Annotated in this window: 21 protein-coding genes and 1 riboswitch; of the genes, 10 read left to right on the top strand and 11 right to left on the bottom strand. The window is 46.3% G+C overall.

Annotated elements, in window-relative coordinates:
* Nucleotides 1–17 precede the first annotated feature (17 nt).
* The 4 genes from argF to M1E03_RS01005 all read left to right on the top strand — a co-directional run bounded on the left by argF (nt 18) and on the right by M1E03_RS01005 (nt 4,244).
* Complete coding sequence (gene argF / locus M1E03_RS01020; RefSeq protein WP_020453465.1) at nt 18–1,025, top strand: ornithine carbamoyltransferase; 1,008 nt, start codon at nt 18–20, stop codon at nt 1,023–1,025.
* 53 nt (nt 1,026–1,078) lie between these two features.
* Complete coding sequence (gene arcD, locus M1E03_RS01015) at nt 1,079–2,485, top strand: arginine-ornithine antiporter (protein WP_020453466.1); 1,407 nt, start codon at nt 1,079–1,081, stop codon at nt 2,483–2,485.
* A 21-nt stretch (nt 2,486–2,506) separates the two neighbouring features.
* Complete coding sequence (gene arcC, locus M1E03_RS01010; RefSeq protein ID WP_020453467.1) at nt 2,507–3,457, top strand: carbamate kinase; 951 nt, start codon at nt 2,507–2,509, stop codon at nt 3,455–3,457.
* Nucleotides 3,458–3,566: 109 nt separating this feature from the next.
* Nucleotides 3,567–4,244 carry a Crp/Fnr family transcriptional regulator gene (locus M1E03_RS01005; RefSeq protein ID WP_458110622.1) on the top strand — a complete coding sequence of 226 codons (678 nt, stop codon included), beginning with the start codon at nt 3,567–3,569 and terminating at the stop codon, nt 4,242–4,244.
* 54 nt (nt 4,245–4,298) lie between these two features.
* Here the strand turns inward: M1E03_RS01005 and M1E03_RS01000 are convergent, their stop codons facing one another.
* From M1E03_RS01000 to M1E03_RS00980, 5 genes are all read right to left on the bottom strand, one after another.
* Entirely contained in the window at nt 4,299–5,735 is a 1,437-nt protein-coding gene (locus tag M1E03_RS01000; protein ID WP_458110621.1) for a glycoside hydrolase family 1 protein, read from the bottom strand.
* A gap of 23 nt (nt 5,736–5,758) precedes the next feature.
* Nucleotides 5,759–7,078: a PTS sugar transporter subunit IIC gene (locus tag M1E03_RS00995; protein WP_458110620.1), complete on the bottom strand. Its 1,320-nt coding sequence runs from the start codon at nt 7,076–7,078 to the stop codon at nt 5,759–5,761.
* Nucleotides 7,079–7,234: 156 nt separating this feature from the next.
* Entirely contained in the window at nt 7,235–8,626 is a 1,392-nt protein-coding gene (locus M1E03_RS00990; protein ID WP_105981308.1) for a DUF4179 domain-containing protein, read from the bottom strand.
* Complete coding sequence (locus tag M1E03_RS00985) at nt 8,596–9,165, bottom strand: sigma-70 family RNA polymerase sigma factor (protein WP_458110619.1); 570 nt, start codon at nt 9,163–9,165, stop codon at nt 8,596–8,598. The genes M1E03_RS00990 and M1E03_RS00985 overlap by 31 nt, the downstream gene beginning before the upstream one ends.
* A gap of 95 nt (nt 9,166–9,260) precedes the next feature.
* Complete coding sequence (locus M1E03_RS00980) at nt 9,261–9,674, bottom strand: hypothetical protein (protein ID WP_020453473.1); 414 nt, start codon at nt 9,672–9,674, stop codon at nt 9,261–9,263.
* Nucleotides 9,675–9,813: 139 nt separating this feature from the next.
* Between M1E03_RS00980 and pepT the strand changes: the two genes are divergently transcribed.
* Entirely contained in the window at nt 9,814–11,046 is a 1,233-nt protein-coding gene (pepT, locus tag M1E03_RS00975; protein ID WP_458110618.1) for a peptidase T, read from the top strand.
* Between the two features lie 138 nt (nt 11,047–11,184).
* Here pepT and M1E03_RS00970 read toward each other — a convergent pair whose 3' ends face one another.
* From M1E03_RS00970 to M1E03_RS00950, 5 genes are read right to left on the bottom strand one after another with little or no spacing between them, the layout of a single operon-like run.
* Complete coding sequence (locus tag M1E03_RS00970) at nt 11,185–12,663, bottom strand: glycoside hydrolase family 32 protein (protein ID WP_025810567.1); 1,479 nt, start codon at nt 12,661–12,663, stop codon at nt 11,185–11,187.
* A gap of 14 nt (nt 12,664–12,677) precedes the next feature.
* Nucleotides 12,678–13,913 carry an MFS transporter gene (locus M1E03_RS00965; protein WP_035338021.1) on the bottom strand — a complete coding sequence of 412 codons (1,236 nt, stop codon included), beginning with the start codon at nt 13,911–13,913 and terminating at the stop codon, nt 12,678–12,680.
* Nucleotides 13,914–13,947: 34 nt separating this feature from the next.
* Nucleotides 13,948–14,796, bottom strand: a complete 849-nt coding sequence (locus tag M1E03_RS00960) for a carbohydrate ABC transporter permease (protein WP_023856923.1) — start codon at nt 14,794–14,796, stop codon at nt 13,948–13,950.
* Entirely contained in the window at nt 14,793–15,731 is a 939-nt protein-coding gene (locus M1E03_RS00955; RefSeq protein ID WP_075212861.1) for a carbohydrate ABC transporter permease, read from the bottom strand. Before M1E03_RS00955 ends, M1E03_RS00960 begins: the two co-directional genes overlap by 4 nt.
* An 11-nt stretch (nt 15,732–15,742) precedes the next feature.
* Entirely contained in the window at nt 15,743–17,041 is a 1,299-nt protein-coding gene (locus M1E03_RS00950; protein ID WP_035338027.1) for an ABC transporter substrate-binding protein, read from the bottom strand.
* 233 nt (nt 17,042–17,274) lie between these two features.
* On the opposite strand from M1E03_RS00950, the gene M1E03_RS00945 reads away from it, so the two are divergent.
* Together M1E03_RS00945 and M1E03_RS00940 are read left to right on the top strand one after the other, a co-directional pair.
* Nucleotides 17,275–18,249, top strand: coding sequence for a LacI family DNA-binding transcriptional regulator (locus M1E03_RS00945; protein ID WP_096748400.1), 975 nt, complete (start codon nt 17,275–17,277; stop codon nt 18,247–18,249).
* Between the two features lie 196 nt (nt 18,250–18,445).
* The gene (locus M1E03_RS00940) at nt 18,446–18,976 is read left to right on the top strand and encodes a chorismate--pyruvate lyase family protein (protein ID WP_023856919.1); all 531 of its coding nucleotides are present in this window, start codon (nt 18,446–18,448) and stop codon (nt 18,974–18,976) included.
* Between the two features lie 98 nt (nt 18,977–19,074).
* Here the strand turns inward: M1E03_RS00940 and M1E03_RS00935 are convergent, their stop codons facing one another.
* The gene (locus M1E03_RS00935; protein ID WP_103749441.1) at nt 19,075–19,758 is read right to left on the bottom strand and encodes a DUF3298 and DUF4163 domain-containing protein; all 684 of its coding nucleotides are present in this window, start codon (nt 19,756–19,758) and stop codon (nt 19,075–19,077) included.
* 318 nt (nt 19,759–20,076) lie between these two features.
* A riboswitch (SAM riboswitch) is annotated at nt 20,077–20,186 on the top strand.
* 73 nt (nt 20,187–20,259) lie between these two features.
* On the opposite strand from M1E03_RS00935, the gene M1E03_RS00930 reads away from it, so the two are divergent.
* From M1E03_RS00930 to M1E03_RS00920, 3 genes are all read left to right on the top strand, one after another.
* Nucleotides 20,260–21,390, top strand: a complete 1,131-nt coding sequence (locus tag M1E03_RS00930; protein WP_023856917.1) for a 5-methyltetrahydropteroyltriglutamate--homocysteine S-methyltransferase — start codon at nt 20,260–20,262, stop codon at nt 21,388–21,390.
* Nucleotides 21,391–21,528: 138 nt separating this feature from the next.
* Nucleotides 21,529–23,769, top strand: a complete 2,241-nt coding sequence (locus M1E03_RS00925; RefSeq protein ID WP_095291305.1) for a glycosyltransferase family 39 protein — start codon at nt 21,529–21,531, stop codon at nt 23,767–23,769.
* Nucleotides 23,769–24,767, top strand: a complete 999-nt coding sequence (locus M1E03_RS00920; protein ID WP_020453486.1) for a glycosyltransferase family 2 protein — start codon at nt 23,769–23,771, stop codon at nt 24,765–24,767. Before M1E03_RS00925 ends, M1E03_RS00920 begins: the two co-directional genes overlap by 1 nt.

Genomic DNA, 24,767 nt, shown 5'->3' with positions numbered 1-24,767 from the left:
AAAAAGGAGAGAGATCCATGAACCAAACGATTGATTTAAAAGGCAGAAGCTACTTAGCTGAAAAAGATTTTTCCGAAGAAGAAATCCTCTATTTGCTCGATCTCGCCCAAAAATTAAAAGAAAAAAAAGCGCAAGGCATCAAGCATCGCTATTTGGAAGGTAAAAACATCGCTTTGCTGTTTGAAAAGCCTTCTACAAGAACGCGCTGCGCTTTCACGACAGCCTGTATCGACCTCGGTGCGCATCCCGAATATTTGGGAAAAGACGACATTCAACTCGGCAAAAAAGAATCGATCGAAGACACAGCCAAAGTTCTCGGCCGCATGTTCGACGGAATTGAATTCCGCGGATTTGAACATGAAAAAGTGATTTCCCTGGCAGAGCATTCCGGTGTGCCGGTATGGAACGGGCTGACCGATTTATGGCATCCGACGCAGATGCTTGCGGACTTTATGACAGTGAAAGAACATACGGGACGCGTAAAAGGGATCAAACTCACCTATATCGGCGACGGCCGTAACAACGTCGCAAACAGCCTGCTCATCGGCGGCGCCAAAGTCGGCATGGACGTGAGAATCTGCTCGCCTCAAGAGCTGTTCCCTGATCAAGACATCGTTAAAATGGCGGAAGCGTTCGCCGAAGAATCCGGCGGAAAAATCACCGTCACAAGCGATACAGATGAAGCCGTGTCCGGAGCCGACGTTCTGTATACGGACGTCTGGGTATCCATGGGAGAAGAAGACAAGTTCGCTGAAAGGATCAAACTGCTCAAGCCTTATCAAGTGAATATGGATCTCGTCAAGAAAACAGGAAACGATAACGTCATCTTCCTGCACTGTCTGCCTGCCTTCCACGACCTTCATACAACTTACGGACAAAACGTTTACGATCAGCACGGCCTTAAAGAAATGGAAGTGACGGACGAAGTGTTCCGCAGCAAACACTCTAAAGTGTTCGATGAAGCTGAAAACCGCATGCACACAATTAAAGCTGTCATGGCAGCGACACTCGGCGATCTTGACTGACAGGAAAAGGGGCTCATTCCCTTTTCCATTCTAAACCGAATGAGGTGACAAAAATGGCGGAAGAAAAGAAACTTGGGCTGTTTGCACTTATCGCGCTTGTCATCGGATCGATGATCGGCGGGGGCGCCTTCAACCTTGCAAGCGACATGGCTTCAGGAGCGGGGGCGGGAGCCATTTTAATCGGCTGGATCATCACCGGAGTCGGCATGATTGCCCTGGCCTTCTCTTTCCAAAACTTGACCACGAAAAGGCCTGATTTAGACGGCGGTATTTTCACTTATGCGCGGGAAGGATTCGGCCATTTTATGGGGTTTAACAGCGGCTGGGGGTACTGGTTCGCAGCCCTTCTCGGCAATGTCGCATACGGAACGCTGCTGTTCAGCGCAGTCGGATATTTCATCCCTGCGTTTGGAGACGGACAAAACGTCGCATCGATTATCGGTGCAAGCGTAATCCTCTGGTGCGTGCACTTTTTGATCCTGCGCGGGGTACAGTCCGCTGCCATGATCAACTTAATTACGACCATTTCAAAACTGGTACCGATTTTTGCTTTCATTATCGCCATTATCTTTGTGTTTCATCTTGATTTATTTACGAACGATTTCTGGGGAAAAGGGCTGTCGCTCGGTTCCATCGGGACACAGGTCAAGAGCACGATGCTGGTGACCGTCTGGGTGTTTACCGGAATTGAAGGGGCCGTCTTATTCTCAAGCCGTGCCAAAAAATCAAGCGATGTCGGCAAAGCGACTGTCATCGGCTTGATCAGTGTACTTGTGATTTACGTCATGATTACGATGCTGTCGCTCGGCGTCATGAATCAGCAAAACTTGGCCGGGCTTCCGAATCCTTCAATGGCCGCGATCATGGAGCATATCGTCGGCAAATGGGGAGCTGTGCTCATCAACTTGGGATTAATCATTTCCGTATTGGGCGCCTGGCTGGCCTGGACATTATTCGCGGGCGAACTCCCGCTGATCGCGGCGCGCGAAGGGGTCTTCCCGAAATGGTTCGGCAAAGAAAATAAAAACGGCGCGCCGACAAATGCGCTGACTTTGACAAACGCCATTATCCAGCTGTTTTTGCTGACGTTTCTCATTTCGGATGCGGCCTATCAGTTTGCATTCTCCTTGGCTTCCTCGGCCATCTTGATCCCGTATCTGTTTTCCGGGCTTTATCAGCTTAAATACAGCTGGCTGCACAAAGAACCTAACCGGGGAAAGAACCTCATCATCGGGATCATCGCAAGCATTTACGGCGTCTGGCTCGTATATGCCGCAGGACTTGATTACCTGCTTTTGACCATGATTTTATACGCTCCCGGCATTCTCGTATTCCGGGCTGTCCGCAAAGGAAAAGAAGGCCCCGTCTTCAATAAGGCCGAGCTTTTGATTGCCGCCGCGATTCTTGTATTGGCTGTCATCGCCGTGATCAGGCTGGCTGCGGGAAGCATTTCAATTTAACAAAACAGAGGTGATGATCAAATGAAAAAAAGAAAAATTGTCGTCGCACTTGGCGGTAATGCCATCCAAACCGGAGATGCCAGTGCAGAAGCGCAAAAGCGCGCGCTTGAAGAAACCGCCATGTATTTGGCGGATATGATCGACAGCGGCGCCGAATTAATCGTCACGCACGGAAACGGCCCGCAGGTCGGAAACCTGATGATTCAGCAAAAAGAGGCGGATTCCCCGAAAACACCGGCCATGCCGCTTGAAACTTGTGTTTCCATGACCCAGGGAATGATCGGCTATTGGCTGCAAAATGCTCTTGACCGGGCGCTGCATGCGAAAGGGAAAGGCGGACATGCGGCAACCGTCATCACCCGGGTCGCCGTCCGAGGCGATGATGAAGCATTCCGCAACCCGACAAAACCGATCGGTCCGTTTTACAGCGAAGAAGAAGCGAAAGAACTGATGAACAGCCGCAACGGCGGCCTCGTTTTTAAAGAAGACGCCGGAAGAGGCTGGCGCCGGGTCGTACCGTCTCCGGCTCCGGTATCGATCCTTGAACACGATGTTATCAATGATCTTGTCGAACACGGACATATCGTCATTGCGGCCGGCGGCGGAGGCGTTCCCGTCATTGAAAACGGCGATGCCGTCTCCGGTATTGACGCCGTCATCGACAAAGACTTTGCCGCCTGCAAACTGGCGGAACTTGTGCAGGCTGACGAACTGGTCATTCTAACAGGTGTCGACTATGTTGCCGTCGATTATTTAAAGCCGACAGAACGCGCGCTGAAACGCGTCACCACCGAAGAACTGAAAGGTTATATAAAAGAAAAGCAATTTGCAGAAGGAAGCATGCTGCCAAAAGTCAAAGCAGCCATCCAATTTGCCGAAGCCAAAAAAGGCAATAAAACGGTCATCACATCCCTGAAATTAGCCAAAGACGCTCTCCAAGGAAATGCCGGCACGATTGTCGAACAAGCCTAAAAGCAAAAGGAAGGGCTCGGGGAGGGTTCTTCCTTTTGCCAATCGTCAAAAACAAGTAAAATTTAAACTATATAGCCGCAACATAAGAAAATCGATAAGGGTGGTCCATATGAAGAACAAAGACATCGTACATCAACTGAAAAAGTTTCCTCTTCTCGCTTCCCTGAATAAAAGAGATCTGGAAGATATGAAACAGTTTATCTATTGGCGCACTTACCATAAAGGCCAGATATTATTTATGGAAGACGACCCCCGGGAACGAATGTACCTTCTTCTCGACGGCTTTATCAAACTCGAAAAATCAAACGAAGCTGGATCCATGTTTTATACCGACTATGTACGTCCTCATACCCTCTTTCCATTTGGAGGCTTGTTTCGGGATGAGCATTATCACTATGCCGCCGAAGCCTTAACAGATATTGAACTCTACTATATACCCATGAACATCTTCGAAGATCTCGTCCGGGACAACAAAAACCTGCTTTACGATATTCTCAATCATTTATCAGACATTCTTGCCCTCCACGAGGAAAGGCTGAAGCGCATTACACTCTCCCATGCACACGACAGGGTCACACAAGCCATTTACTATTTAACCGAAAGCCTCGGTCAAAAAGAAAGCAATTCAACCGTCATCAACTGTCCGATCACCGCTGCTGAAATTGCCAAAATCTCAGGGACATCCCGCGAAACCGTCAGCACCGTCCTGAAAAAGCTCCGCTGCGAAGGCGTGATCAGTCAAATGAACAAGCAGATTATGATCAACCGGCCGGAGTATTTTATGTAGATCATATATGAGAAATCATCCCGACGACAAGCGGGATGATTCCCCCCGCCGCCTTTATTTATACCGGAATTCCTCTGTTTCAAACTGTCTGTTTTTGATGATATCCCGATAAAAGCAAGCCGATTTTTTCAGCGCCCTGCTGCGGTAGTCCTCCAATCGGATCTCAACAAGGCCGTAGCGGTTTTTAAAGGCGTTCATCGGAGAGACGTTGTCCGTGAACGCCCAAAGCATATAGCCTTTGCAGTTTGCGCCGTCTGCGATCCCTTTCATTGCCTCTCGCAAATGGGCCGAAATAAAATCGATTCTGTAGTCATCCTGAATGACACCTTCTTCATTTTTAAAACGCTCCTCATGTTCGACGCCCATCCCGTTTTCCGCAATCAGCCATTCGATATTTCCGTACTCATGTTTGAGTCTCATCGCCATATCATAGACAATTTGGGGATAGATCTCCCATCCTCTGAATGGGTTCATTTTTCTGCCGGGCAGCTCAAAGTATTCATAGTAATAAGCGGGATGAAATGGCGTTGAGTCATTCCACTGTCTTGACGGAGCTTTTACACGGCGGGGGTAATAAAGGTTAATGCCGGCAAAATCTACTGTATGCTGTTTGATGATGTCAAGCTCCGCCTCATCATGGTCAAACAGAATATCGTGTTTAACCAAGAGCTCCATCAATTCATCGGGATAGGCGCCTTTGATGCTCGGATCCAAAAAAACCCTGTTAAAAAACAAATCATAGATGCGGGCCGCTTTTTGGTCATGAGGCGCGCTTGATCTCGCATAAGTAACCTCCGGATTCAAAATAACGCCGATTTTGGCGCCTTCCAGGCAATCGGACTTGCGGGCGTGAAAAAGCCTGACACATTTCGCCGTCGCCAATGCCTTATTAAAATTCCATTGCATCCATTTTTTCGTGTTCTGCTCATATGGATATCGAATTGCATCAAGGAAAATCCGGGTTTGCGGGACAATCGGTTCATTAAAAGTAAACCAATATTTCACCCTGTCTCCATATCGTTCAAATACTCTTTCCGCATATGCCGCAAATAAATCTATGACATGTTTAGACCCCCACCCTCCGTATTTCTCCATTAAAACTGCGGGAATCTCATAATGCTCAAGGCAAATCATCGGTTCCACACCTGATGCAATCAGCTCATTGATGACATCGTCGATATAGCCTGCGTACACTTCGTCAACTTCTGCTGTTTCATAATCAATCAGAAAGCGGGACCAGTTAATCGATGTCCGGTAATGTGTCAAGCCGATCACTTTCATATGATGAATATCCTCTTTATAGCGGTTATAAAAATCGGTTGCCACAGCCGGTCCGTATCCGTTATGCCATACATGCGGGTCATTCTTGTACCACATATCCAAATAAGAATCCTGTGTCGGCCGCTTCCCGGCCCACCCCTCTGTCTGCCACGCCGACGCTGCTGCGCCGAGAATAAAATCGGCGGGAATCTTCCACGTTTGTCTCGCCATTTCGTTCGCCCCTTTCAACGCCTTTACATGGAAACATTGTTTTCAGAATTTACCGTAAGGCTTCGATTCATCAACATCACAAACGGAAGATAAATAAGGGCAGAGACGATGATGCATACGATTTGTGTGACGACGGCGCCGAGGCTTCCTCCTGTCGACAGCCACGCATTGATAATCGGCGGTGTCGTCCACGGCACCATGACAACGGCTTTTCCGGCAAAGCCCGCCGCTGTCGCGATGTAACCGATCGCCCCCGTCACAAGCGGCGTCACAATAAAAGGAATCGCCATTAACGGATTCAGCATGACGGGAACCCCGAAGATCACCGGTTCATTGATATTGAAGATGCCGGGACCAAACGAAATTTTTGTAATGCTGCGCAAATCCTCCCGTTTCCCCGCGATAAAAATCGCGATCAACAGGCCGATCGTGACGCCGGATCCGCCGATGCTCATGTACACATCCCAAAACGGCATCGTAATGATATTCGGAATCGATTCGCCGGCAGCGTATGCATTCATATTGACGGTAATCGAAGCGAGCAGCAAAGGCTCCCTGATCGGCTTCACCATCTGGTTTCCGTGTATGCCGATGACCCAGAAAAACTGTGCGACAAACACTAGCAGCAAAATGCCGGGAAGGCCTTGAATCGCACCCTCAAGCGGTTTTTGCACGACATTGTACACAGCTTCATGAAGGTATACGCCCGTCAGCCGATGAAAAGCAAATCCGAAGCTGGCGATGATCGTGACCGTAATAATCGAAGGAAATAAAGTGTCGAACGAGACAGAGACATTGGCCGGTACGCTGTCCGGCATTTTAATTTTGAGCCGGTCCATGCTCGAAAGCTTGCTGAAGATTTCAACAGACACAATCGAAATAAACATCCCCAAAAACAGCGATTTCGGATCCGTAAATTCCTTGGCCAGCACATTAACCACTTCCTGCATCGAACCGTTCACTTCCAACAGCACCGTCGATGGAATGACAGAGATATAGGACATCAGCGCCATCAAGCCGGGAAAAAATGATTCATGCCCATTCAGCTTCCCGAGCTCAATCCCGATCAAAAACACTGCGCCGATCGTAATAAAGTTCAGCGTCGCATAATTGATCGAGGCCATAATCGGCTCAAGCGCAGACAAGAACCGAAAAGGCTCGAAAACCGCAAGTCCCGTCTCGGGGCTCATCACCATATTCTGCATCAGAACCGCAAACGCCCCGGCAATGATGACCGGCATCAGCGTAACAAACGCCGACTTAATGACCATGATATATTTGAAGCTTGTAATTTTAAAAGCGACCCGCTCAAACATCTCGGTCACCTTCGCCATCCTGCTCATTTACTCTCCCCCTTTTTTTGGTGGTTTGCTTTTACTTTACAATGAAAACGCTTTCTTTTTGGTGCATATTTTTTCCTTTGGGAGAGGAAATTTTCAAGTTGGGAGGCCATCAAAGCAGACAACCCGCCGTTTCACTGAAACAGCGGGTCATATATTTTACTGTGGCAATTGCACTTTGATCGGCTTGAACGGTGTAGAATAAAATGCGCTTAAATAACCAAACTCGACATCAAGCGAATATTGGTCAAGACTGAAGTTTTTCACTCCAAATTCACCATCTAACGTAAAGTCTGAACGGAATCGAAGTTTTTCAGGATCTAGCACTTTTGTAAAATTACCTTTTACGCTGTGTCCCTCCGGCGCCTCGTCAAAGCCTTTATAAGCCGAATCAACCAGCGACATCGTTTCTAAAAAATTTTGCATGCTGTCCATATCGATCTTAGATTGATCGACATGTTTCAAATGATAGTCGACAGACAGTTTGCTACCGTTTTGTTTCACCTGATCAACGGCAATCTGGAAATCATGACGGTCAGCGCTCAGCACGGCGGGCGTTTTTGTGAGTGGCAGCGTTTTTTCGGAATCGCCCATACTGCTGCTCGCCTCAATCTTGAGGTATTTTGTTCCTTTATTCACTTTTTCAAGGATCAGCCTTTCTTCGTGACGAACCTTGTTTCCTTTCTTTGTACTGTCTGTCGTCCTCTGCCCTCCACTTATATAAGGGATTTCGTTTCCTTTATCATCTGTCACTTTTATAATTGATGTACGATCGTTTGGATGTTCCTCTGAATTGGATACTTCATAGTCGATGACAGTCGATTCTTTTCCGAGAATTACTGTTTTTACGGCGAGCTTATGGCCATCAGCCGATTGTGTATTGTTTTTAGTTACGTGGAGCGTTTTATACGGCAGTTTATCAACCGGAATGTCGAACTTCCATTTCCCTCTGATTCCGTTAATATCTGTGATCGTAACCGGGAGTGTCAGTTTATCGGGAATATGTTTGTCTGGATAGCCCATTTGAATGTAGCCGGTATAGCCATCCTCTGTTTTCTTTATGTCTCCTTGAGAAGCGATCGCCCATTTGCGCTCGCCATTAAATAATGTGAAATGAATCATTCTCGCTCCATCATCCAAATCTTTTCTTGTATCACTTTTCACCTTAAACGTCATACCGATGATTCCGCCGTCAAAATAAACGCTTGTCGCCGTCACGTCTATGTTGTTGCTGGACGCTTTCTCGTTCAGTTCAGTGACAAGCTGGCCCGCCACCAAGTTTTGGCCGACATAGTCATGAAATTGTTGATACGCTTTCCCAAACAGCGGGACGTCAGCCAACACGCTTTGCATCGCTGGGGAAACGAAGCCGCTGCCGAGAAGGAGCACAGCGGCCGCGCCTGAAACAAAAATGGTTCGTTTCACGGCGTGCTTCGGCCGAAACCTTTTTTCCCGCTTGGCCCGATTGATGCCTTTATCGATTGATTCGCGGATTTCTTTTGTAGGAACATTGATCTTGTTTACTTCGTTTTTGAACCATTGTTTGTCCATGCGTCTTCTCCCCCAGTCAGTAGTTGTTTTAATTCAAACTTCGCTCTTTTCAAATAGGTCTTAACGGTTCCTTCAGGAGTATTCATCACCTCGGCGATATCATGTATCGGCAGGTCGTGATAATAAAATAGAATGATGGCGGTTTGATATTCTTTTCGCAACCGCTGAACGGCTTCAAGCATCCCCATTCTGTCGTCCGCATCCATCTCCTGCTCCTGGCCTTCATCCTGCAGCGGCCTGTCCATTAAAACCACTTTCTTTTTCTTGTCTAATAAGGCATATGCATGATGAATGAGGATTTTCGTCAGCCATGTCAAAAAGTATTCGGGATTCCTCAGCTGGGCAATCGATAAAAATGCCTTGTACGCCGTCTCCTGAACGATATCTAACGCGTCCTCCTTATTTCGCACATATATGTAAGCTGTTCTGTAAAGCTGATCGCTGTGCTTTTGAAACAGCGTTTCAAAAGCTTTGGCATTGCCTGCGACAGCTTTCTTAACTAATCTGATTTGCTTCACTGTTGCGCCTCCTTCAAACATTAGAGAAGAGAATGGATGAGAAAAGTTTCAAAAGGACGGAATTTTTTCTCTGCATTAAAAAAATCCGCTATTTCATCGAAAATAGCGGATTCTATTTACTTCTTTGTCAGCGTCACTTTAGAAGTTCCGGTTTGGCCGTGCGGTTCCTGTTCATATTTAAGCTCTTCCCTCAGTTCATTCATACTTGATCGTTTGATTCGATAGACGGCTTCAAGCCGAACCAAATATTCGGCCCTTGTTTTGAAAGCATGAATGATTGAGATGATCCAAACGATAAGCAAGGCTTTCATAGCCAAATCGAAAAGGAACGTTCTGGCTGTAAAAGCAGCGAATAAAACAGCCGCTGCATATCCGATCCCGGCAAATAACCATTTTCTTTGTTTCGTTCGCGCTGCGATATAAATAAATGCAAACCAGCTTAAAAATCCAAAAGGAACCCATGTGAACACAAGCCAGAAAGAATGTGCAAACTCCCATTTTGTTCCTTCATTTGTATAACCTTTAGCCATTGTGATACTCCCTTACAATTGTGATGATCCTTTAGAACTATATTATACTAAATTTTCCTATACAGGAATAAAAGTTTTCGATTCGCCCGCCATGAATGATAAGATAAACATAAAACCAACAATTGGAGATGAAGGAAACATGAAGAACAAACTGATTGAACGTCTCATTTCTTATGCGAAAGTGGATACGCAGTCAAATGAAAACAGTCAGACGACGCCTTCCACTCCCGGGCAGCTGACGCTTGCCAATATGCTTGTTGAAGAGCTGAAAGAGATCGGCATGAAGGACGTCACAATCGATGAAAACGGCTATGTGATGGCGACGCTTCCTTCGAATACGGAAAAAGAGGTGCCGACGATCGGCTTCCTGGCTCATGTGGATACAGCAACAGATTTTACCGGAAAGAACGTCAATCCGCAGGTTATCGAACAATACGACGGAAAAGACATTGTGCTGAATGAATCTCTCAATGTCGTCTTATCGCCCAAGGAATTTCCAGAGCTTGCAGATTATGCGGGACATACATTGATCACTACCGACGGAACGACTTTGCTCGGCGCCGATAATAAAGCGGGAATCTCTGAAATCATGACGGCAATCGAATATTTAATTGCGCACCCCGAAATCAAACACGGGAAGATCAGAGTCGCTTTTACGCCTGATGAAGAGATCGGCAGAGGGCCCCACAAGTTTGACGTAGAGGCGTTCAACGCCACATTCGCGTATACGGTTGACGGCGGACCGCTCGGCGAACTGCAGTACGAAAGCTTCAATGCTGCAGCCGCGAAAATCACTTGTAAAGGAACGAACGTCCACCCCGGCACAGCAAAAGGAAAAATGGTCAATGCCGCCAAAATCGCGATGCAGTTTCACGCCGGACTTCCGGAAAACGAAGCTCCTGAATTTACAGAAGGTTATGAAGGCTTCTACCATCTGCTTTCGATCAAGGGCGATGTCTCTGAAACCACTCACTCCTATATCATCAGGGATTTTGACAGAGACCGATTTAACGAGAGAAAAGAAACCGTCCAAAAAATTGCAAACGACCTTAAAGCCAAATACGGCGAAAACAGCATCACAATGGACATGAATGATCAATATTACAACATGAGGGAAAAAATCGAACCGGTCAAAGAGATTGTCGACATTGCCTATGAAGCGATGAAAAATCTGGACATCGAGCCGGTTGTGAAACCGATCCGCGGCGGTACAGACGGCTCCCAGCTCTCATACATGGGGCTTCCTTGTCCGAACATTTTTACAGGCGGGGAAAACTTTCACGGAAAATACGAGTATATTTCCGCCGACAATATGGTAAAAGCCGCGAATGTCATCGTGGAAATTGTGAAGCTGTTTGAAGAAAGAGCGTAATACGAAAAAAAGCGGAAAGCGGCTGCAAGACACGACAGCCGCTTTTTTGTCAGATCAATCTTTATCTGCGCTTTGCCGAAATAAGAACATGTTTCGGGTTAAAGCCGATTAACGTCTCACCGATGCAAAAAATTCTGCTCATTCGGCTTCATCGCCTTTCCAAATATCTTTCAACGTCCAGTAAGTGAACTCTTCGACCCGTACATTGCCTTTCTCAGAAAACAGCTCAATCCCGGCTCTTCCTTCTTTGGGATATATGCGGCTGGTCATTGTCGCTTCACCATGGTTTGCAAATACTTCAATAGACGATCTGTCAAGAAACAGATGCAAGGTGAGCTTTTCCTCCGCTTCAAGCCGTACATTTCTCACACCGTCCCGCGCTTTGCCGGACTTTGAACAGTCGAGCGTCAGCTTTTGATCAACCAAGCTGTACTGGATGATTGTCTCTTCCTGACCAATCCCCCGAATCTTTAAGCCAACCGTTTCGGCACTGCAAATTGTCAAATCAAAAACGGCCACCACTTCAAGAAGCTTTTCGGCTGTCTTTATCAAATAGCTGCCGGAAATCGATTGATTGGCACATTCATGATGTTCCGATTCACGAAGTAATTGAGTCTCCTCAACCGGATTCATTAAAATTTTGTGATCATTCTTCAACGTCAATTCACGCGGCAAAGTTAAAGCCCCGCACCATCCGTCCGCTTTCGTCGGCATCTCTGACTCCCACATATCCATCCAGCCAATCGCAATTCTGCGCCCTTTGTCATCCAACAAAGTTTGCACGGCATAAAAGTCATGGCCATGGTCCAATTCCTTAAAGGAGCCATGTACAAACTCATTCGTGCCTTCATCATAATCTCCAATCAAATAGCCTGTTTGATACAGATTCTGATATGAATCACCATCCGCCTCTATACCCTGAGGAGAAATCAGCAAAATGTGTTTGCCGTCTAATTCAAAGAAATCCGGACATTCCCACATAAAGCCGAGATTCCCGTCGCTTTGGGCGAGGACGCCTGCATATTCCCAATCTACAAAGTTAGGCGAGCGATATAAAATGACCCGACCGACATTTTCTTTTGAGGCGTTTCCGATCACCATATACCAGGTCTCACCATGCCTCCATACTTTCGGATCGCGAAAGTGGCGGGAGCTGTCTTCCGGCGGCTCTGCGATGACAGGGTTTTCTTTCAGTTTTTCAAAGGTGATACCATCTTTGCTAACTGCTATATTCTGATTTTGATAGAAATCGTCTTTCTCTTCATCTATCATATTATGCCCTGTATAGATTAAAGCAAGGTCGCCGTTATATTCGACTGCGCTTCCTGAGAAGCAGCCGCTCTCATCAAATGCATCGCCAGGGGCTAAAGCGATCGGCAAGTGTTCCCAGTGAATAAGATCCCTGCTCTTCAAATGGCCCCAATGCATCGGCCCCCAATTCTCATCATACGGATGATGTTGATAAAAGACATGATACTCCCCTTTATATTGAATCAGTCCGTTTGGATCATTTATCCAGTTTGCCCGGGGCATCATGTGATAGCCCATTCGGTATCGGTGATTCACTTTTTTTCCGGCTTTCTTCAATGCTTCTTCTGCCTGGTGAATTCTATTCATCTGTGACACCCTTTCTATATATGCTTTCTTTGTAGACTTTGAGCAAATTCAACGTCTTTCTTTGAGTCTAGCAAGGTAAAAATCGAAATAATGGTGAAACAAAGGACCATTGCTCCCATGATAAGATAAGTGTGGCGAAATCCGATGCTGTCGTATAAGCCTCCCGCAAGCGGCGAAAAAATCGACGTGCCTACCTGGGATGCGAATTGAAAGCCGACAAGATAAAGTACGGATGAAAGACGATTATCAAAATTAGTCGCCAAATATTTAAACACCGCAATCAGCATAATCGGCAATTCTAAAGCATGAATGAGTTTCATTGATGAAATTCCGACCGGTCCGCTGACAAGTCCGGAGCCGATAATGCGGAAAGCCATTAACAGCCCCGCTAAAATCAAACTTTTTTTAGGACCAAGCTTATTGACGATGAAAGGCGCAAGAAACATCATGCCCGCTTCAATGAATACTTGGAATGAGTTAAGGTATCCAAATATTTGGTTCCCCAGAGCCGGAGTCGGAAATAAGGAAGCGTAGTAAAGCGGGAACTGCTGGTCATAGACGCCGTATACGCAAGTTACGCCGATCACGTACAACATCAAAAACCAGAAATCTTTTAAGAGAAAAAGCCCTCCCACGTCTTTTAATCCGACCGAGTCTGCCCTTTCCTTTTCATAATCTGTCATCTCAATTTTTACGGAAACAATAATGGCTACCAATATGACTGCTGAAACGGAAGCAACCCAGAAGTTGATATTCGGGTCGATATTGAACAGCTGACCTGCAAAAAATGTCGCCGCAGCCCAGCCGAGGGATCCCCACATCCTTGTTCTTCCATATTCAAAGTGATATTTGCGGCTGACCTTTTCAATAAAGGTTTCAATCGCGCCGATTCCGGCGAGAAAAGCAGTTCCCAAATAAATTCCGCCGACGATAGCCCCGAGAAAGACATTGTATTGCAAAAGCGGTCCGTAGACGAAAATATAAAAGGGACCCGTAAATACGAGAAGCAAACTGATCATAAATAATATGTTTTTCTTCAGACCGAGCTTATCAGAGATAAAACCGTACAAAGGCTGCATGCACAAAGTAAAGATAGCGTTTACAGAAAAGATAATGCCTGTCGCGGACCCGTTCAAATTGATTTCTTGCCCTAACCAAATCGCAAATAAAGAATAGCTGGAAGACCAAGTAAAAAAGAAAAAGAAAAAATAAGCGCTTAGTTTCCAATACAGACTGTTTGAGCTTTTCATTTTCATTTGCTCCTTTAACCCGATTTGGATGTATCTATTTGATGCCTGTCCCTGAACCGCCGAGGCCATCTAAAATGTAGCGTTGGGCTACAATGTAGATGAGAATCAGCGGAATCGTGGAAATCGTCAAGACAGCCATTACCTGGTTCGTATAAACCGGCTCGGTGCTGTTGATGGCTGTAATCGCCACCTGGATCGGAAATTTCGACTTATCCGTCAAAACCATCAGCGGCCAAATATAGTCATTCCAGCTGCCGATAAAAGCCAATGTCCCCACAGTAGCAACAGCCGGTTTCGACATCGGCAGCATCACCCGCCAGAAAATCTGCCATGTATTGGCTCCGTCCAGCTTGGCCGACTCAATCATCTCCCCCGGGATCGCCATGAAAAAGTTTCGGAACAAATAAATATTGAAAGCCCCGGCAAGCGCCGGCAAAATCACGGCAAGGCGCGTATCAACAAGTCCGAGCTTATGAACAATTGTAAACTGCGAGATTAAAATCGTTTCCATCGGCACGATTAAAAGCGCCAGCAATATGGTAAACAGCACTTTTTTACCTGTGAATTGCAGCTTGGCGAATGCGAAGCCCGCCATTCCGTTGATAATGACCGCTCCCGCTGCCACACACAAACCGTAAAACAGACTGTTACCGATATACATTAGTAAATCAAACCGTGACAGCACTTCCCTGTAGGATTGAAACCATTCCGACGGATGAAAAGACGGGAGAAACGCTTTAATGCTGCTGATATTGTTGTAAATATCGGCTTCCGGTTTCATCGATGAAGCGACCATCCAAATAAGCGGAAATATAAACAGAACCGCCAGCAAAACAAGGCATATATATTCCAGTATCGTTAAAGGCCCGAATTTCCTTCTCATCCGCCTTCATCCTCCTTCACCAGCTTGCGCTGCGCAAGCGTCACCAATCCAATTATCGTGCCAAACAAGAGCGCAATTGAACTTGCATAGCCGACCATCCGATCGGTAAATCCCGTTTGATAAATATAATAGACAACTGTCATCGTTGAATTGACCGGTCCCCCCTGGGTCATGACCATTGGCTGCACGAGGAGCTTAAACGCACTGATCAGCGTTGTAATAAAGATAAAAATCGACGTCGGTTTCAACAAAGGCAATGTAATATAAATAAACCGCTGCCATTTATTCATACCATCCAATTGCGCCGCCTCGTAGACATCTCCGGGAATGTTTTGCAGGCCCGCTAAAAAAATCAGCATCTGAAATCCCGCTCCCTGCCAGACTGAAACGAAAACAATTGTAAAGATCGCCTGTTCAGGACTTGTCAAAAACGGCTGTGGCGGTAAACCGACATGCGTCAGTACGTTATTGATCATTCCTTCATTCGGATTCAGCAAGTACAGCCACAAAACGGAGATGACAACAAGCGACATGACGACGGGGCTAAAGTATGCGACTTTGAAAAACGTATTGGCCTTGCGCTTTTTATTCAACAGAAGGGCCAGCCCGAGAGCGGCCCCGATCTGTAATGGAATCACAAGGACAACAAATTTCAATGTGTTGCTCAAACTTTTCAAGAAAATAGGGTCTTTGAACAATTTGATAAAGTTGTCAAAACCGACAAACTTGCGCAGGTCAGGTGTTAACAAATAATAATCTGTAAATGCGTAGTAAACCGCCATAATCGAAGGAATCACGAGAAACACTGACAAAATCAGCAAGGCCGGACCTAAAAATGTATAGGCCAGCACATTGTCCCGCCACCCTATTTTATTGGCAGGGGTTTTTTTCAGCAGAAAGGCCGTCCTTGCTTCTTTCAACGGAATTTTATTCATGGCTCCACCTTCTAGTTTGCCTTATCGATGGCTGATTGCATTTCTTTTGCACGCGTATCCAGCACCGATTGAATATCCTGATGCTGATCAAAGAAGCTGATGTCATCGATCGCTTGCTGAAATGCGCGTGTCACCTGTGGATATGCCGGTGTCACCGGTCGTGCATGCCCCGTTTCTTTCAGCTGCTGCAAGAAGACATTCATTTCATCTGAGAATTCCTTTGCCATCACTTTCTCTGATGAATAGCGCACAGGCAGCGCGGCGATCGAACGGCTCAATTCCAGGTTGGATTCCTTGTTTGTCATCCAATCGACCAATTTTGCCGACCATTCCTTGTTTTCAGACGTCTGTGTCATGGCAAACTGCCAGCTTCCTGAAGGGGACACAAGCTTTTTTGTTTTTGGCGAAACAGGATACGGCATCACCCCATAATCGACATTAGGGAAATTTGTTTCCATGTCGGTTACCGTCCAGACACCGCTCATTTTCATCGGATATTTTTCCGTTTCAAACGCCTGCTTAACCGGAGTCCGGGTCGTGTAACCCTCCTTCAGCATTGTTTGAATAAATGTCATCGCTGCAGCGGTCGGTTTGTCGTTAAAAACACCCTCCGACTTCTTGCCGTCTTTTGAAAGGACATCACCGCCAGCCGACCAAACAAATGGCAAAAGCGCATAAGTCAGCATTTCGTCTTTTGACTGCAACTGCATATCGATGGCCGGTTTGTCATATTTATTTTTCAGCTTTTTGCAAAGCTCAAGAAATTCGTCCCACGTCCATGGATTCTCAACCGTAGGCAGCGTTTTCAAGTCAACGCCGGCGTCCTTCAGCATTTTTTTGTTATAGTAAATACCGACCGACGATTCGCTGACGCCGATCGCATACAGTTTCCCTTGGTAGGTTCCCTGTTGCTTAATGCTCGGCAATAAATCATCCTGGTCTTTGATATACTCATCCAATGGCGCAATTACACCAGATTTCGCATAAGCCGCCGTATTCGGTCCGTCCAAAGTGATCACATCCGGCAAGGTGTTCGTTGTCAGCGCCGCGTTCACTTTGTCTTCATATCCGCCGCCGTTTCCGCTTCTGGGGATGAAATCAATTTTTGCCTTGACGTTTTCGGAGGCATACTTTTTATTAAAAGCGTCCACCCGCTTTTGATAGACCTTTCCTTCTTCACTATCATCAGATACGTGCACCCACATCGTAAGCGTTTTCCCATCTTGGCTATTTGCACTTTTGCTATTGCTGCAGCCCCACATCGCAAACATCAGTAACAATGAAAAAATTCCGAAGAGCCACCTTTTCATCTTTGTCACTTCCCCCCATTTTTCATAAATCAACAGATAAAAGCGCTTTCAAATGAATTGTATGTCAACCGGTTTCACATGTCAACCGGTTGACATATTTTTTCCCCAATTATTCATCCCGGTACATTTCTCAGAATCATGGCATTTTCTTGCACATATCAGTCCGATTCTCTAAAATAAGTGCGTGACGAGAATTGTAAGCCGTTTCAGTAAACTAGCAGGGGGAAAAGGGAATGAAGCCTAGCATTCACGACGTTGCAAAAAAAGCGGGAGTTTCACCAACAACCGTATCGCGGGTATTAAATAACCGCGGCTATATTAGTGAAAAAACAAAAGAAAAAGTCTATAAAGCGATGGAAGAAATCAATTACTTTCCAAACGATTTGGCCCGCTCTTTATTTCGTAAACGAACTCATTTAATAGGGCTCATCATCCCTAACTCCAGCAACCCGTTTTTCGGCGAACTGGCCTTTCATATTGAGAGCATCTGCGCTGCCATGGGCTACAAACTGCTGCTTTGCAACAGCTTGAACCGCAAAGACAAAGAAGAAAAATACTTGGAAATGCTGATGCGAAATCAAGTGGACGGCGTCATCGCCGTGACCTACAACAGGGGAATCTTAAACTATCATCGGCAAAACCTGCCGATTGTCGCCATCGATCATTACTTATCGGAAACGATTCCCGTCATCGGCTCCAATAACTATGACGGAGGAAGAAAAGCGACAGAACTGTTAATTGCAAAAGGCTGCCGGCACATCATCCATCTCAACGGACCAATTGAGCTGAAAACACCGGCAAATCTTAGACGAAAAGCATATGAAGATGTGATGCGACAACACGGAAGGCAGCCGATTACATATGAGGTTCCCTTTCATCAAAATTACCGGGAAATCATCTCAAAACTGTTTGATGAACAGCCTGCAGCTGACGGCATTTTTGCCAGCGATGACCTCATGGCCGCTACAGTCATCACCGAAGCAAAAAAACGCGGAAAAGACATTCCCGGGCAATTAAAGGTGATCGGCTACGACGGAACGGAAGCCGTTCAGTCCATCCTCCCGGAATTGACAACCATCCAGCAGCCGATTGAACTCATTTCCAAGACGGCCATCGAGATTTTGTCCAAAGCCATCGAAGGCGAATTCGATGATTTACAGCTGGAAACCTATTTGCCCGTACAGCTTTTAGAAGGAGAGACGACTTAAATGAATCGCACAAAAAAAGGAGACATTGACGTCTCCTTTTTCCATACATATCCTGATCTATCCAATTGTTAAAAATATAAAATTTACATTACTAACCTAAAATTTAACTTATTTTTCTAGACAAACGCATCTCCACATGATAAATTTAAAGACAAGTTTTCAAAAAATTCTAATTTTGGTACGGGGGTGCCTTTCATTGAGCGTAAGCCACTTTTTTCCTGAAACTCTAGTTGCTATTGTAAAAGACATGTTAACCAAAACCGATGGTTCAACAACCAAAGCGATTGAAACGCTGATCGGTGGCAAAGCCGAAATCGAAGTTTTTCAGCAAAATAATATTGATTATGACAAGCTGTCACCTGAAGAAGCGAGGCTGTTTCAACGCGATGATGACATCTTGTTTAGAACTTCCTCTTTGAAAACAGGCGATGATTATTTATCTTATAATTATGTCTATGTTAAAACAAACTTACTGCCGCCCGCCATCAAACAAGATTTGCAGGCAGAAAGGCTTCCCATCGGGAAAATCATTGCAGAACTGGAGTCAAGGCGTGAAATTTTCAGTACGGGCGACTGCCTGGGAAAACATTTCACACAACTTGTACCTGTTTCAGCAGACCGGACATATGCTTTTAAAAAATATCAGATTATCAGCGGCCGGCAGTGCATGTTCTATGTCTGCGAGCTATTCGATTTAGAAAAAATCTGCGAACGGACTGCGGGCTGAATCATGCCCGTCAGCTGCCACTTCATGAAAAGGCTTCCATAACCTCCCCATTCCTTCTTCCCTCAAAACAAAAACCCCTGCGAAACAGGGGCTGTTATTTATTGATACACCGTTTTCGGAACGGCAACGACCGGATTTCCGGCAGCATAAGGAGCGACATCGTATTGCTGGAAGACGATCGCAATGCCGTCTTTTGTGTAATAAAAAGCCGTGTTTTTACCAAGGACGATGTCTTTCTTCTTCACATCCGGGAAGAAAATGTCGCTGTGTTTTTGAATATAGTCGTAAATGTATGTTTTTGTCTTATCCATTTTCGATTTTGTATTTAAGATATCTGATAAATACACCCGCTTTTTAGAGGCAAGGTCATAGTTGAAAGAGCGGACTGCCGTATTTCCGTGCGCTCCGCCGGAGTAGACGTAATTACTTGTCAGAATGCTCAGCTTTTGGCCGGTCCGGTATTTCACTTCAAAGGACGTTTGATAATCTGTTTGGTAACCGTGCTGTTGGCCGTCTTTCTTGTTTTTTACATAATCTTTGTAGGACTGCTCAATATAACGTTTAAAATCTTTGTTGATCCTATTTTGGAGAGATTTGGTGCTTACATTTGCAACCTGCGGGTATTTCAAAGCCTTAATGTTTTTGTAAGTATGGCTCGTGACCGTCGGCTTTTTTTCATTTGCCGCGTGTGCAGAAGGAAGTGCGGCCGCACCGTACAGCGCAAAAAACAATACCCCTGTCATCAGCATACCTAACGCTTTAAACACTGTTTTTTTGTTCATAAGAACCCTCCTTAATCTGTCATTGTTTATCATACCCATTTTGAAATCAGGTACACATGATAGACCGGTGAACTCGCGAGAAAGTTTCTATTTTCGGAGATAAAAATTGAAAAATATTCTAATTCACCCTGTTCGTTCAGCACCTTGTTGACCATTTGAACGACTGTCTTGACAAAAAATTCACACGCTGATTCGATACGCCCTCCGGTTTAACCGCAGAAGAAGAAAATGAAAAACCAAATAGTTTTTTTAAACCCATTGACATTTTTATAAAAAGTATTAATATTAAAACTATTAAAAAATTGCATAAAAAGGTTTTCCTTATCAAGAGTGGTGGAGGGACTGGCCCTGTGAAACCCGGCAACCGCTGTCTATGACAGAATGGTGCTAAATCCTTAAGAGCATGTACGTGCTCTTGAAGATAAGGAGGAGATTGAATATATCAAGCTCTTCCTTATCGGGAAGAGCTTTTTTATGTCTATAAAGAAAGAGGGATGAAGCATGACACAATCAACCGATGTACTGAAGCAAACGCCTGGGAAAAAAATCGGACCGTACAGAGCTGATCAGGTGGGGAGTCTTTTAAGGTCTGCGCCCGTAAAAAAAGCGCGTATTCAAAAAGCGAACGGTGAAATTAGCGCTGAACAACTGCGCGAAGTCGAAAACGAAGAGATCAAGCGCATTGTCGAAAAGCAAAAAGAAATTGGCCTTAAAGCCGTTACTGACGGGGAATTCCGCAGGTCATGGTGGCATTTCGATTTTCTTGAAGGGCTTGACGGCGTAGAAGGATATACAGCGGACAAGGGCATTCAATTTCATAATGTTGAAACGAAGCCGCGCGGAATCAAAGTAACAAGCAAAGTCGATTTTACAAACCATCCGATGCTGGAAGATTATAAATTTCTTCATGATATTGCGGGCACACATACGCCGAAAATGACGATTCCGAGCCCGAATATGCTGTTTTTCAGAGGAAAACTTGGAGAAAGCCCGTACGAGGATCTGGATGAGTTCCATCACGATGTCGCGCAGGCTTACAAAAAAGCGATCCGCGCATTTTACGATGCCGGCTGCCGCTATTTGCAACTGGATGACACGGCCTGGTCGGTATTTTTCTCAGACAAAGGACATGAGCAGATCAAAGCCTTCGGCCGCCAGCCTGATGAACTGCGCCAGTCCTTCGCCAACACGATTAATGAAGCAGTTGAAGGACGCCCGGACGATTTGACGGTCACCATGCACATCTGCCGCGGCAACTTCCAGTCAACATGGGTGGCGGAAGGCGGCTACGATGCGGCTGCAGAAACGATTTTCGACGGACTCAATTTAGACGGACTTTTCCTTGAATTTGATGACGAGCGCTCCGGCGGCTTCGAACCGCTTCGCTATGTCAAACGGAAAGACTTGCAGATCGTCCTCGGCCTGATCACATCAAAATTCGGAGAGCTTGAAAACCCGGATGATATTAAGCGGCGCATCGACGAAGCAGCTCGCTTCGTCGACCTGAACCAATTGTGCCTAAGCCCGCAGTGCGGCTTTGCCTCCACAGAAGAAGGCAATCTCCTGACAGAAGAGCAGCAATGGGAAAAACTGCGTCATGTCGTCGAGATCGCAGAAGACGTATGGAAATAACACCTCATATTTGAGACATGCCTCCTGACGGCATGTCTCTTTTTTTGCCCCTCTATACAATTTAAAATTCCTTCTTGATTTGTTCATAGTTTGATCATATTTGGCTTCTATAATGCTCTTTAGTGAGGTGATCGAACAATGATTAAGAAAAGGAAAATCGATATATTCCTGGTCTTCATTCTTGTATTATCTGCAGCTTTAAACTTGTACGGCATCTGGAATAGTGACACAGACAACGCCTACTATACGGCGGCCGTTGAAAGTATGACCCAAAGTTTTCATAACTTTTTTTACGCATCATTTGATCCAGCAGGCTTTGTAACAGTTGATAAACCGCCGGTTGCACTCTGGATTCAGACACTTTTTGCACTTGTGTTCGGCGTGCACGGCTGGAGCGTCGTTCTTCCTGAAGCGATTGCCGAAGTGATTTCCGTAGCACTGTTGTACTTTATTGTAAAACCTACTTTTGGCAAAACGGCGGCCAGAATTTCAGCTCTTATTATGGCGTGTACGCCGATTGCCGTTGCGGTCAGCCATACAAACAACGTCGACAGCATTCTCACCCTTTGTTTGATGATTGCAACCTGGATGTTGTTTAAAGCAGTCCGGAAAGGAAAAATCGGCTGGCTGCTCGGCGCATTCTGTATGGTCGGCGTCGGCTTTAACGTCAAAATGCTGCAAGCATACATGGTATTACCGGCATTCCTGCTGTTTTACATGATTGCAGCAAAAACGACGATTCGCAAAAAAATTGTGTCTCTTATCACAGCCTTGATCGTTCTGGCAGGCGTTTCCGTTTCCTGGGCGGTAGTCGTCGATAGTCAGCCGGAGAGTTCGCGCCCTTATATTGGAAGCAGCCAGACCAACTCTGTCCTTGAGCTGGCGTTTGGCTACAACGGCATCCAGCGTCTCACAGGCCAAAACGGTGCTGGCGGGGGCGGAACCTCCTCATCTGATCAAAATCAAAAGAACCAGCAGCAGGAAATGCCGCAGCAGCAAAGCGGCGATACCGAAAACAACTCAGACTCGACAAATGGACAAATGGCTCCGCCGAGCGGGGGCGAGATGCCTTCAGGCGGACCGGACGGCCAGCAGGGTGATGTTCAAAGCGGCGGCGGAGGTCCCGGTGGCGGCACGAGCGGCATGTTTGGCACAGGAAACCCCGGCCCTCTCAGACTATTCCAATCCGAGCTTTCCGGACAGGCAAGCTGGCTCATCCCGTTTGTACTCTTCGGCATCATCGGTTTGCTGATCACGGGCCTTCGCGGTCAACGCAAATTCAATGAAATAACGACTGAAACGATTTTCTGGATGATGTGGCTTCTGCCAGTCGCTGCATTCTTCAGCGTCGCAGGATTCTTCCACCATTACTATCTGATCATGCTGGCAGCACCGATTGCCGCTTTATCAGGTGCAGGCTGGACAGCGCTCGTTCGCCTCTATCAGGAAGAAAGCGGCTGGAAAAAACAGCTTCTGCCGATCGGAATTTTGCTGACAACCGCATTTGAATTGTATATTTTGAGTCCTTATCTCAGCGAAATCGGCATCGTCTGGAGCATATTGATCGGCGCTTTTGGCATTGTCACAAGCTGCCTTCTCATCTTTTTCAAAAAAGGAAAGTCATTCAGCTACTATGTATCACTTGCAGCGCTGCTCGGCATGCTGATCGGACCTTTCTATTGGACAACAGCAACGCTCGCTGACGGTGTAAACGGCATGATTCCGCAGGCCGGACCTAAATCCGCACAATCATTTGGCGGCGGTGGCGGAGGGAAGATGCAGAATAACAACGGCAGCGGACCTCCCAGATTCGGCAGCCAAGACGGTCAAACAGACAGTGATCAAAACAACAATAACGGACCTGGCTTCGGTCCTGGTTCAAACAGCAATGATTCTTCAACTGATACCGGTTCCGGCCAAAACAGCCAAAATCAGAACGGCGAAGGCGCAAGCGGCCGTCAACAAGGCGGACCAAGCGGCGGCAGCCCTGGAAGCGGCGAATCAGTCGATGAAGAACTGTTGAGCTACCTTGAAAAGAACAACACGGGTGAAAAATATTTATTTGCGGTCTCCAGCGCAACGTCTGCTCAATCTTACATCATCAAAACAGGTAAAGCTGTCATGGCGATGGGCGGATTCTCTGGAAGCGACCCGATTTTGACGGTTGAAAAACTTGAGAAGCTCGTCAAAAACGGCGAAGTCAAGTACTTCATGATCGGCGACGGTCGAGGCCAAGACAACTCAGAAATCACTAACTGGATTAAAGAAAACGGAAAAGAAATTTCAAAAAACGAATACAGCAGCTCTTCTTCAGATAACGATTCCCAGTCAGGCGGACCTGGCGGAAATCAGACGCTTTATAAAGTGGAGCTTGATTGATGAAAGGAAAGGTGATGAATATGCAGAGACAAGTCACATTTTCAATCGTAGTCCCTGTCTACAACGAAGCGGAAGTACTTCAAAGCACCTATGACCGATTAAAAACCGTCATGGACTCGACAGGCGACCCTTATGAACTGATTTTTGTAAACGACGGTTCAAGCGATGACAGTATTCACATGCTGAAGTCGCTTGCTCAGTCAGACCCGGCAGTAAAATGCATCAATTTCTCAAGAAATTTCGGTCATCAGATCGCCATTACGGCCGGTACCGACTATGCTGCCGGCGAAGCGATCGTGGTGATCGATGCCGATTTGCAGGATCCTCCCGAATTGATTTTGGAAATGGCGGAAAAGTGGCGCCAAGGCTTTGACGTTGTATACGCCGTCCGCACAAAGCGGGAAGGAGAAACATTTTTCAAAAAGCAAACGGCCGCCATGTTCTACCGTATTTTAAGAAAACTCACAGACGTTGATATCCCGGTGGATACGGGAGATTTCCGGCTCATGGACCGGAAGGTGGTCAATGAAATGAACAAGCTGAAAGAAAAAAATCCTTTCGTCCGCGGCCTTGTCAGCTGGCTCGGGTTCAAGCAGACCGCCGTCTATTACGAGCGCCACGAACGGCTTGCAGGGGAAACGAAGTACCCTCTCAAAAAAATGCTGAAGCTCTCGCTCGACGGCATCACTTCATTTTCCTTTCAGCCGCTGAAACTGGCAAGCTACTCAGGAATCGCGCTGTCAGCGGTCGGTTTTATATATGCCTTCATCGTCGTCTGCATGAAGCTGTTTACGACAAGCACCATTACCGGGTGGTCTTCGATGATCATTCTGCAATGCTTGTTCAGCGGCTTTATCCTGATCATCCTCGGAGCGATCGGCGAATACATCGGCCGCATTTATGACGAAGTGAAAGACAGGCCGCTATATATCATTGACGGCAAATACGGATTTGAAGAACAGCGGCGGGCGGCAGCTCCGCAGCGCCATATCATGTAG

Source organism: Bacillus sp. PK6-013 (assembly GCF_054161445.1).
The sequence above is the reverse complement of the archived record's forward strand: the minus strand, read 5'-3'. Positions and strand labels throughout refer to the sequence as shown.

What these genes read in the sequence shown, in the direction of transcription:
- argF (WP_020453465.1), top strand. Translation starts at nt 18, where the DNA reads ATGAACCAAACGATTGATTTAAAAGGCAGAAGCTACTTAGCTGAAAAA.
- arcD (WP_020453466.1), top strand. Translation starts at nt 1,079, where the DNA reads ATGGCGGAAGAAAAGAAACTTGGGCTGTTTGCACTTATCGCGCTTGTC.
- arcC (WP_020453467.1), top strand. Translation starts at nt 2,507, where the DNA reads ATGAAAAAAAGAAAAATTGTCGTCGCACTTGGCGGTAATGCCATCCAA.
- M1E03_RS01005 (WP_458110622.1), top strand. Translation starts at nt 3,567, where the DNA reads ATGAAGAACAAAGACATCGTACATCAACTGAAAAAGTTTCCTCTTCTC.
- M1E03_RS01000 (WP_458110621.1), bottom strand. Translation starts at nt 5,735, where the DNA reads ATGGCGAGACAAACGTGGAAGATTCCCGCCGATTTTATTCTCGGCGCA.
- M1E03_RS00995 (WP_458110620.1), bottom strand. Translation starts at nt 7,078, where the DNA reads ATGAGCAGGATGGCGAAGGTGACCGAGATGTTTGAGCGGGTCGCTTTT.
- M1E03_RS00990 (WP_105981308.1), bottom strand. Translation starts at nt 8,626, where the DNA reads ATGGACAAACAATGGTTCAAAAACGAAGTAAACAAGATCAATGTTCCT.
- M1E03_RS00985 (WP_458110619.1), bottom strand. Translation starts at nt 9,165, where the DNA reads ATGTTTGAAGGAGGCGCAACAGTGAAGCAAATCAGATTAGTTAAGAAA.
- M1E03_RS00980 (WP_020453473.1), bottom strand. Translation starts at nt 9,674, where the DNA reads ATGGCTAAAGGTTATACAAATGAAGGAACAAAATGGGAGTTTGCACAT.
- pepT (WP_458110618.1), top strand. Translation starts at nt 9,814, where the DNA reads ATGAAGAACAAACTGATTGAACGTCTCATTTCTTATGCGAAAGTGGAT.
- M1E03_RS00970 (WP_025810567.1), bottom strand. Translation starts at nt 12,663, where the DNA reads ATGAATAGAATTCACCAGGCAGAAGAAGCATTGAAGAAAGCCGGAAAA.
- M1E03_RS00965 (WP_035338021.1), bottom strand. Translation starts at nt 13,913, where the DNA reads ATGAAAAGCTCAAACAGTCTGTATTGGAAACTAAGCGCTTATTTTTTC.
- M1E03_RS00960 (WP_023856923.1), bottom strand. Translation starts at nt 14,796, where the DNA reads ATGAGAAGGAAATTCGGGCCTTTAACGATACTGGAATATATATGCCTT.
- M1E03_RS00955 (WP_075212861.1), bottom strand. Translation starts at nt 15,731, where the DNA reads ATGAATAAAATTCCGTTGAAAGAAGCAAGGACGGCCTTTCTGCTGAAA.
- M1E03_RS00950 (WP_035338027.1), bottom strand. Translation starts at nt 17,041, where the DNA reads ATGAAAAGGTGGCTCTTCGGAATTTTTTCATTGTTACTGATGTTTGCG.
- M1E03_RS00945 (WP_096748400.1), top strand. Translation starts at nt 17,275, where the DNA reads ATGAAGCCTAGCATTCACGACGTTGCAAAAAAAGCGGGAGTTTCACCA.
- M1E03_RS00935 (WP_103749441.1), bottom strand. Translation starts at nt 19,758, where the DNA reads ATGAACAAAAAAACAGTGTTTAAAGCGTTAGGTATGCTGATGACAGGG.
- M1E03_RS00930 (WP_023856917.1), top strand. Translation starts at nt 20,260, where the DNA reads ATGACACAATCAACCGATGTACTGAAGCAAACGCCTGGGAAAAAAATC.
- M1E03_RS00925 (WP_095291305.1), top strand. Translation starts at nt 21,529, where the DNA reads ATGATTAAGAAAAGGAAAATCGATATATTCCTGGTCTTCATTCTTGTA.
- M1E03_RS00920 (WP_020453486.1), top strand. Translation starts at nt 23,769, where the DNA reads ATGAAAGGAAAGGTGATGAATATGCAGAGACAAGTCACATTTTCAATC.